The sequence below is a fragment of the Streptococcus sp. 1004_SSPC genome (genome assembly GCF_001069025.1).
GTDB classification, from domain to species: domain Bacteria; phylum Bacillota; class Bacilli; order Lactobacillales; family Streptococcaceae; genus Streptococcus; species Streptococcus vestibularis.
On record NZ_JWGQ01000063.1, the window covers coordinates 1 to 9,537 of the forward strand.

Genomic DNA, 9,537 nt, shown 5'->3' on the forward strand with positions numbered 1-9,537 from the left:
ATTCCGATTAATTCTGTGGTATTCTTAATAAGTCTCATAAGTTCTTCCTAATGATGGTTTGGTCGCTTTTCATTATAGTTCTTATGGGGCTTTTTGTGTATACTCAAAAAGCTCTATAATCTCTACAGTGGTTTTACCCACTACAGAAATTATAGAGCCATTATATATATAATAGCGATACATCGTGTATCGCTATTTTGTTTTAGAGAGTATTTATACTAGTTAAATCTAAAAAAACATACAATTTTGTATGATATAATAGGTCTAAAAATATAAGTGGTAAACGTGTAGTTAATTACTATCAGTGTTGAGAGGAGGGAGAACATGTCGAAACAGAAAGATAAATATCTAGCACTAAGAAGGCAATTACCAGAATTAATAGACGAATATATAGCTTACCTTCAAGTAGATGTTGAAGAACCTTCTCCCAAAATGGTCGAACGTTTGTCAGTGATTCAGAAATTTTTAAATAGCTATGCAATTACAATTGATAAAGAGGGTGTCTCACTATCATTGACAGACTTAGAAAAATTACCACGAGAATTTGTTCAAAATTATTTGGCAAATTTACGTCTGAAACCAGCTGGAAAAAGATTTATTCTCTATACTTTGGCAGGCTTTTGGAATTATCTTACGAATACCTCTTTTACAATTGAGAGAGGGATGCCGTTGTTTTATCGTAACGTGTTTAATGAATGGAAGATAGTTTATAAAGAGAGTTATCACAACATAATATATTCTGAATCAAAGAAGAAGACTATTTTGTATACGCAGCAAGAGCTCGAAGAGTTGCTTGATTTCATGGCAAACAGTTATGTTACAACGCTACCAACTCAGAAGAAGGCTGATAATTGGGAAAAGGAGAAGGAGCGAAATATTGCTATATTTGCAATCATAATTGGTACTGGAGCAAGTACTCAAGAAGTTGTTAACTTGACAGTCAGGGATATTGATATGCGTAAAAAAGGAATTTGGGTTGTTAGAAACAACGAGAAACAGTTTATACGTTTTCTACCCTTCACAGTTCCTTACATAGCTCCATTTGTTAAGGAACGTCGGGGACGCTGGGATTTGGATCCTTCTATACCATCATTATTTTTAACCATGTTGAAAAAGCCTATGGGAAGAAATACAATAGGTCATTTGGCAAAGAACATTGGACATGCTTATGGAAAGGTAATCACGCCTAGTATTTTAAAAGACAGCCACGCCTCTATTGTTTATAAAGAGACAGGTGATATTAAGAAAGTTGCTGAAATACAAGGCTATAGTTTAGACAAGAATCACCTCATAAGATTTATAGAATAATAATATTGATAAAATCCTATATTAGTAAAAGGCCACTTGAGGCCTTTTTGATGTCACTGGGTTACGAATAGAGACTCCTGTGTCTATAATGAATTTATAGAGATTTAAGGAGGTCTTATGCTAAAAAAAAGCAATGAAAAAAGAGGTTGTCTTGGCAATCTGATTTGGATACCGATATCTATTATTGTTATGTTTTGTATAGCTGGATATGGTATGTCCCAGGGAATTAATGTACCCGGTATTTTGTCTGGTGTTTTTAATGTTACCAGCAAGGGTGAACATGCCAACACTACTGATATCGGAAAATTATTTGGGAAATTTATTCCAAAGTCTGAATCGTCGGAAACAGGGACCAGTTCTTCTAAAATCAGTGGAGGAAAGTCAGATACTTTCAGGTATACTCCATTGCCTTTTGAAAACCATAAGCTAATGGTCAATGGAGATTTGGATAGTCTTGGTAGAGCAACATATGGGCACATCAGACTAAAGTATTCAGATAAGCCACAAGATGATAGGGAAAGTAAAATTAATGTTGCCCCAGTTGGCTGGCATAACTATCGTTTTAAGTACGAAGATGAGCACGGAAAAGTCAAAAAAGCTTATCTGATGAATCGCGGGCATCTTATTGGTTATCAGTTTTCTGGATTAAATTCTGAAATCAAGAATCTAGTACCTATGACACGCTATTTGAATGCTGGAACGATGGCTGATAGTAAAACGGATACTAATAATCCCAACGGTATGCTATACTATGAAAACGCACTAGCCAAATGGTTGAAGAACAACCCAAATATGTACTTAGATTATTGTGTTGTTGCAAACTATACTGACAATGAGCTAATTCCTAGAACTGTAACGCTTTACTGGACGTCCTTTGATGAAAATGGTACACAGTATGGAGTTGAACTATCAGAAAAAGGATTAGCAACAAGTGATGGAAATGTGAGTTCTGTCACACTTCAGAACGTTTCAAAGAATGCTAATATTAATTACTTAGATGGTACAGCCACAAGTAATTACTAATTTTCTAAACGTGGTTATCATGCAGAAGCACACAATGAAATTTTTGAAGTTGCTTTTATATTTTGGGTGCTCTAGCCTTGCATTGATATCAAAAATCTATATAATAATTAATAAAGAGCCAGTAGGAAGGGTGAGAATTATGTTTATGCTCTTGGTTCTATTACTTACATTAGCGAGTTTCTTATACGTTGCCATTGGTATTGCCAAGAAGATCTTTTCAATTTTCGCCTTAATTACACCAATTGTAGTGTTGTGTGTTGGGATTCTTATCGCAATGAACTAACAAAAGTCAAGGGGGGGCACTATCTTACAGGTAGTGACCTTTTTTGTTATGCTTTTAATGTCAAAAAAGACATTAAAGGAGAAAAAAATGAAAGCACTTAAACTTATAAGAGAAGACGGTTATGAAAACGTCCATTATGCTAGTTTAGGGGAGCAAAAATTTAAAATATTGGTTGTTGCAGATAGGAAAGATGAACAAGAACAATGGTTTGAGCAACCAGAAATTGAATGTGTTCCAGAAGAAGTTTCAGATATCATTCGAAACTATACACTCCCATATATTGATCTCGGAAATACTGAAGATGAGTATTTGTTAGAACAAGCAACTAATAAGGTTGTATCAGTTGTAGTAGAGAATGTACTTGAAACACAGCCATTTATTCCGAGAAATAGAAATGGTCGCCCTATCGGTGAAGGTGTCGCATTCTGTGATATGTTAGTAGGGCGTGTTCAGAATGGAGAACTTGCTGGAACAACAGTTTATATTAAACAAACAGAATCTGGCTTCCGCCAACCAAAAGACTTCTTTAAAATGGTTGGGCGTATTTACCCTTGCAAATTAACTGAAATTCATATCCAAACTATTGACAATTATAAACTAACTATTAATAACCCATTAAACTATGTTGTTGAAGGTAGTATTGAGTTAGCTGAGTAGTTAACTAATTACCAGCTTCTTCAGCAAATTGAAAAGAGTAAAGATAACTCTTTTCGTAATCGAGATAGAAAAAACATCTTGGAACGTACTCATGAAGGTATTGTATCTGCGGTGATTAACAATGGTAGCAATGCAGGTATCATGGTAATGACCAAAAAATTACAAACGGTATTCATTCCAAAACATAGGGTAAGTTATGAGTGTGATTCTTCATTTGTTAACCTAGACGAAGTAGTATCAGTCTTTGATAGGGTGGAATTTAAAATTGCTGGGGCCAATACCCAAAAACCAAGTCCAAATCAAAGAGAACGTCACATTATCTATGACTATATTAGTATCAAGGGAGATATGAAAGTTCTCGAAGAAGCACCTCAAGATGCTTTGATTGAGATGATTGATGATAAGAAAGTCATAGGACGATTGTTTAAAGTGCGATTTATCAGTTTTGATCCACAAAGTCTACATACAGTAGAGTTGGTTGACTTTCCAGGAATCAAAATTAAAATGAAGGACTCGGGTTCTTTAAATCGAGTTCCTTTTAAGCAAGGAGATGAAATTTCAGTTGTTATTCAAGATGCTCATTATCGCTGGGTAGACGCAAATAGCAGGGGGCGTCGAGTGGCTAAAAAAAAACTGAAGAAGTGAGCAGTAATTCACAGAATACGGAAGAGAAAAAATGTCTGTTTCGTATCAAATCACGTTTCAATAGTTTCTATCCAAATCGTGTGAACAGTAAAATCTTATCAACATTTTTTACTAGTTGAGTCGCATATAGTTCCCTCTGAAATGGGAACTTTTTGTTTACGTTCGGAACAGAAAAATTTAATAAGGAGGGGCCATGAACCATCATAATATCAATGCTATTATCTATTGTCTGATATTCTTTATTCGGTATTTCTTACCTATTTACCTTGGTCTTCATTGGTATCGGTAGGTGGAGCTATGCTAAATCTATCAATAATCCAGAGAAACAAATCATGGTAGTAAATTTTGACTTAAAATCAATTTTATTCTTATATATCGTTACTTTTATCCCTATTTTCATCATCTATGGACTTGCAATGATATCAAAGGGGAGAACACATAGTGGTGACTTCTCTATGATTAGTTTCGTAGAGGTCTTTACCCTAATAGAAATTATAGCAGTTGGAATATTACCTGCATATGGTTTCGTACAGGGATACATATATCACTATCAATGGTTGATTACAGAAGGTAAGAAAACAACAAGCTTACCTCGACGAAATCTATTCATTAGACTTGGAATAGTAAGTCCTATTGCTATTGTTGTATTTATGGAATTCTTGAAAAATGTTTGCTTACTAGAGAGGTGCTTTATGCGGAAGATCTTGAAATTATTTTTTAATCGTTTTTATACAAATGGTAAGCGAACAATAGATATCCTACTATTTTGTTGGCGAAAATATATCGATTGGGTATATCATATATCTTTTGGATTATTTGCTTTCAATATTATTATGTTTATCTTTAGATGGCGTTTGCCTAATTGGGTATTTATATCTTTATCTTTATTTTTATTTTTGTTCGTTAATATGGCTTTAGTTTTATACATTGGTGTATGGCACAGTAATGTTACAAGTCGTCAAATTTTTGTGTTATTTGAAAAATACGCCACCTTAAAACGAGCAGAACGAAAGAAGATTATTGGTAAGTATGCTATAAGAGCAGCACTGGCAGCAGTGCTTATATCTTCTGGATTATATGTACTAACAATCAATAATTTTATCTTATCCCTCATCAATCGTATGTATGATGTGGCAGATAATTATCTCAAGTATATGCCCTGGTCAATACCAAATGGAAGTCAGACAGGTATTGTTTTAAGTTACCATACCCTCAAACCTTTAATAGGAGCGGACTGGTTCAACAGTTTATTATTGTTGACTCCGATTGGAGCAATAGGTCTTATTTTTTATAATAGTTATGCGACTGGGATTGCTGAAAAAACCTACGAGAAACTTGTTGAGCAATGGTTAGGTGGACGTTACTTCCAAGACAGTGTATTAAGTAATATCGTTCATAATCAAGATGAAAAAGGTCAAGCGAATTTGGTTATGGGGCGTAACTCTAAGACTGGAGAGCAAGTGATTTTACATGCTAATGAGAGAACTTATCACACTATTATCTTTGGTTTGATTGGTACTGGTAAATCGGCAACGATTCTGATTCCAGCAATGCTACAGGATATGGAAAATATGAAATATTATCTACTATCCTATCGTGAGTATTTGATGAAAGTAGATGAAGAACTAGAAAAAGAATCCTTTAGTACAGAGTTTGAACGGAAGAAGAAAAGACGTGAATTGTTGGAACAGTGGTATAACAATGGTTATGCTGCAGAGCTTACAAATGGTATTTATATGACTGAACCATCAGGTTCGATGTATGGCACAATTGTTAAGTACGCTCATAAAATGGGCTTCCCTGATGAAATGATTTGGACTCTAGATCCTACTAACCCAGGAACTGGGGCAATTAATATTTTGGATGGAGATACTACTCAGGTAAAAGGGGCTGTTCGAGACTTATTTAAACGATTTAGTGATCCAAGTGGGACTGGTTCTTCTTTCTTTCTTAACCAAGAAGGACAACTTACTGATAATATCATTACGGTCATTAAAGAGGTAGCGTTGATACCAGATGCCCCAATAAACTATATGTTAAAAGGTAAGTCTCCAACACTAACGGAATTCTCAAATATGTTACGTTCTAGTGATTGGATTGAAGCCTATATTGCTGTTTTTGCACAATTACTTAATCGAAAGAAAAGGCTTTTTGAAGAAACGTTGAAAAAGCATGAAGCGTTCTTAAAGCAGGAAAAAGAAAGGTGGTTGGAGGAATCAGAATACAATCGAGAACACGAACAACTCTTTGATACTATCCTTAGACCAGAGAATGTTCATGAAGCTATTAACGCATTTAATGATGAAAGGAATAAACTTGAAAACCTCCAAAGCTCTTATGATTATTTCATCAATGCTCATCAATTAAATTCGTACACAGAAGAATATTATTATACTTTTGATGCTAACGTATCTGGTCTAAAAGCAGTCATTGATGACCTATCATCTTCACCAGAAATCCGTCGTGTATTTTTCTCTCAAAGCACCAAGGATTTGGATATCGTTTTAAAAACGGGTGGGATGATCTTGGTCAATTCTGCTAAAGGTGTTCTTGGTAAAGAAAAGTCTCGAATGGTAGCACAGATGGTAACATTAGTTATGCAGAATGCAGCTCAAAGACGTCTCCCAGATAAGTCTCCATTCTTTGCTTTTTATGAAGATGAAAAGAATGGTTATTTGATGCCAGGTAATGATAGTAACTTCCTAGATGAGTCTCGTAAGTTCCATGTTCCAGTTATGCATGCTTATCAACATGACGAACAAATTAGGGATTCTATTGGCGAATCTGGGGCTGATGCAATCAAGATGTCTTATCGTAATGCCTTTACCTTCCAACAAACCTCAACAAAGGTTGTAGAGTTCATTAATCTACGATCAGGAGGAAAACATTATGCACTTAAGGAAACTAAATGTGCAGCAAACGATGATCTCTTAGCAGGGAATCAAGGTAACTCAAGTGCGACTTCAGAGGAAGTAGTAGAAGAAGATAACTTCACTGCTAGAGATGCAAATAACCTAGAGAAATTCCAAGTTGGTGGTGTTATCGTCAGTGATGATGAAGTTTCAAATATGATTTATTTAACGACATTTCCGCATTTTGAAATGGATATTTCAAAGGACTCTTTTGTCCCACATGCCCCTTTCAATAAGGTTTATGGGCTTGGAGAAGAAGAACCGGAAATTGCAAAAGCCTATAAGTTGTGGAGAGCAGAAGTAATAGAATATTATGCTCAAAAAGAGTCTGAAAGCCATCTCTATGAAAGTGATTTTACTGAAGAAGAATGGCAAGCAATCATGGATGTTAAAGTGCCAAATGTTAATAGTAATGTAAATGATACGGTTGGCAAAAAGGATGATTCCCCATCAGTTAAAAGAACAATCTTAGTCAACGAAAGTATGATAGGCTATGATAGGCGGACAATAGGGTTGGAACAAATAGGGTTGTTACTATTTTTAGTTATAGATAACTAGTAGCAATTCTTTTGAGTATAAGTCAGATAGAGGTCTATATGGCAATTAGTAAGGATAACTTCTTAGAGAAAGGAATAGTAGAGTGTATACTTTAGAAATCCCTTTGAATATAAAAGGTTACGATGATTTTCTAGCCAAACGTTTTAAATATGGCTACAAGTTAAAACGAGCCGTAACTAATTGGATCAATTGCCAAGAACATCGTCGTGTTAGCTCAGAGGAATATAAGTCTTTGTCTCTACGTACTAAAGAGCTAGCAGAGTTAAAGGAAGCAATCTCTAAAGAGAAAGACAAGACAAAGAAACTCTCTATGAAGGAAACTCATAAGGAGCTTTCGACGATACTTAAAGCAGATTGGATAGCCTTAAATGATAGATTTGGTCTTAATAGTGGTAAATTCATCCGATATAAAGAATTAGGACAAGCAACCGCTATGTATGAAAGGTATGCAGAAGAAGGGATAATCCACTGGTCTACTATGGAAATTCTTAGTCAGACAGTTAAAGGAGCCTATCTTCAGCGTCGTAAGCAGAGAGAAAGCAGCAATCACGTCTCAGTAGGTCGCTTAGTGGATTTTACGACTTTATGGTACCGTAAATGCAATAACTTCGTGACTGATGAAGGGGTATTCTTTGCGACTGGTAAAGGCAGAAACGACAAGTTATTTATTCCTTTTGCTTTTCGTCGAGATCAAGAGATTAAGGTTGCCTATGCACTGGAATTTCAAAAATTAGCGTTATATGCTCTTAAACGGACTCTTGTTAAGGGAAATGTTTGGAAATACAGTATCTTATTAGTCTTTGATGGTGTTCCTTATGGATTAGACCATGAGCTACCAAATAAAGGAAACGTGGAAATCAAGTTATCTGTAGAGCAGATGGCGATCACTGCTGCGCGTGATAAAGAGACTATTGTTTATGACCTCTCCAATGATTTTGGGTATAGTGAACGGTTGACGGATTTGGATAGAGCGATAGAAAGTAAGCGTAGAGCCTTAAACCCAGATAACTACGATGAAAATGGTTTTCCGAAAAAAGGTAAGCGAGTATGGGTACAGGACTCGGCCTATAAGAAACTTCTAGACCAAAAACATTATATATGACATAAGGTAAAAAAAATAAGAAAGAACCGTTTTGGACGGATTGCTAATCAGATCTTAATGTTGGGTGATAATTTTACTCTTTATCAAGAGGATTTCACATCTTTACAATCACGTATGGATTTGGAGTCAGAAGAAATGTCGTGGTTTGACTTGCAAAAGCAAAAAGGCTTTAAAATTATGTTAAATGCTCCATATGAGTTTGTGACTATTTTAGAGAATAAACTTTCTTTTAAAGGAGTTAAATTGAATAAGGACAAACGTAAGAAAAAGTGATTTAGAGTTATTTCGCTGACTAATTGTCTGCAAGGATAAATATGTTATAATAAGTATAAGATAAGGTTTATTTAGGAACCTTCAAGGCTGTTTTGGATAGTCTTATAAATGCTACACAGCCTAACCAGAAGCTACGGCAAGAAGGTCGGGAGGTAGCCCATGTCAAGATTTTGTATTACTTATATTTGATATGGTACTAAAATAGGCCGAAAGAATAATTGAAATGAATATCTATATCTATTATATGAGGCACTTTCTTATATTTGTTAATCATATCAATGTTTTAGAGAATTTTTAGGCAGTAGTCATTATAAGGCTGCTGTTTTGTTTTTTAAATAGGATTAGAAGTAAGATTATTTAAAAAACTACACATTATGTAGAATTTTATTGATAATGTGTGACAGTGACAGCTCATAAATTATCTATTAACTTTTGAGTGAATGATGGTTGTAAAGGTAGTAACGACCTCCTTAATCATGTACGGACCCCAAAAAGTTAATCAATTTATTTAAGCAAAGGATTCAGTTCTGTATTGTAGAGGACTAAGTCCCTTTCTACCATTTGTCAAGTATATCAAGGTATTTGATGAAAAATAGTTTGAGTTTCATAGTCAAACTAAGGAAATTGTCTTTTTTAGAACTAAAGTTTAGTGTAAAAAGTGTACACTAAACCAATACCTTATCTGGTGATTTTTTTGATAAGGCGTTACAATAATATGGCATAAACAATTTTACCGATTTTGGGTAGAAGTATAATCGTAAAGTTTGTTATGCGTT

At 34.8% G+C, this 9,537-nt stretch carries 7 protein-coding genes; all 7 read left to right on the top strand.

Annotated elements, in window-relative coordinates:
• Positions 1–324 precede the first annotated feature (324 nt).
• Positions 325–1,308 (top strand): tyrosine-type recombinase/integrase, encoded by a 984-nt coding sequence (locus ADF62_RS05290; RefSeq protein WP_048788256.1) that lies wholly within the window; start codon positions 325–327, stop codon positions 1,306–1,308.
• Between the two features lie 189 nt (positions 1,309–1,497).
• Positions 1,498–2,331 (top strand): DNA/RNA non-specific endonuclease, encoded by an 834-nt coding sequence (locus ADF62_RS05295; protein WP_239664992.1) that lies wholly within the window; start codon positions 1,498–1,500, stop codon positions 2,329–2,331.
• Between the two features lie 370 nt (positions 2,332–2,701).
• Positions 2,702–3,271, top strand: a complete 570-nt coding sequence (locus ADF62_RS11455; RefSeq protein WP_239664993.1) for a hypothetical protein — start codon at positions 2,702–2,704, stop codon at positions 3,269–3,271.
• A 78-nt stretch (positions 3,272–3,349) separates the two neighbouring features.
• The gene (locus ADF62_RS11460) at positions 3,350–3,916 is read left to right on the top strand and encodes a hypothetical protein (protein WP_239664994.1); all 567 of its coding nucleotides are present in this window, start codon (positions 3,350–3,352) and stop codon (positions 3,914–3,916) included.
• 332 nt (positions 3,917–4,248) lie between these two features.
• Positions 4,249–7,386, top strand: a complete 3,138-nt coding sequence (locus tag ADF62_RS05310; protein WP_239664995.1) for a hypothetical protein — start codon at positions 4,249–4,251, stop codon at positions 7,384–7,386.
• A gap of 82 nt (positions 7,387–7,468) precedes the next feature.
• Positions 7,469–8,488 (top strand): hypothetical protein, encoded by a 1,020-nt coding sequence (locus tag ADF62_RS05315; RefSeq protein ID WP_048788259.1) that lies wholly within the window; start codon positions 7,469–7,471, stop codon positions 8,486–8,488.
• A 57-nt stretch (positions 8,489–8,545) separates the two neighbouring features.
• Positions 8,546–8,761, top strand: a complete 216-nt coding sequence (locus tag ADF62_RS05320) for a hypothetical protein (protein ID WP_048788260.1) — start codon at positions 8,546–8,548, stop codon at positions 8,759–8,761.
• Positions 8,762–9,537 lie beyond the last annotated feature (776 nt).

Excerpts from the sequence above, each read along its gene's own strand:
- ADF62_RS05290 (WP_048788256.1), top strand. The coding sequence starts at position 325 with ATGTCGAAACAGAAAGATAAATATCTAGCACTAAGAAGGCAATTACCA.
- ADF62_RS05310 (WP_239664995.1), top strand. The coding sequence starts at position 4,249 with ATGGTAGTAAATTTTGACTTAAAATCAATTTTATTCTTATATATCGTT.
- ADF62_RS05320 (WP_048788260.1), top strand. The coding sequence starts at position 8,546 with ATGTTGGGTGATAATTTTACTCTTTATCAAGAGGATTTCACATCTTTA.
- ADF62_RS05295 (WP_239664992.1), top strand. The coding sequence starts at position 1,498 with ATGTTTTGTATAGCTGGATATGGTATGTCCCAGGGAATTAATGTACCC.
- ADF62_RS11455 (WP_239664993.1), top strand. The coding sequence starts at position 2,702 with ATGAAAGCACTTAAACTTATAAGAGAAGACGGTTATGAAAACGTCCAT.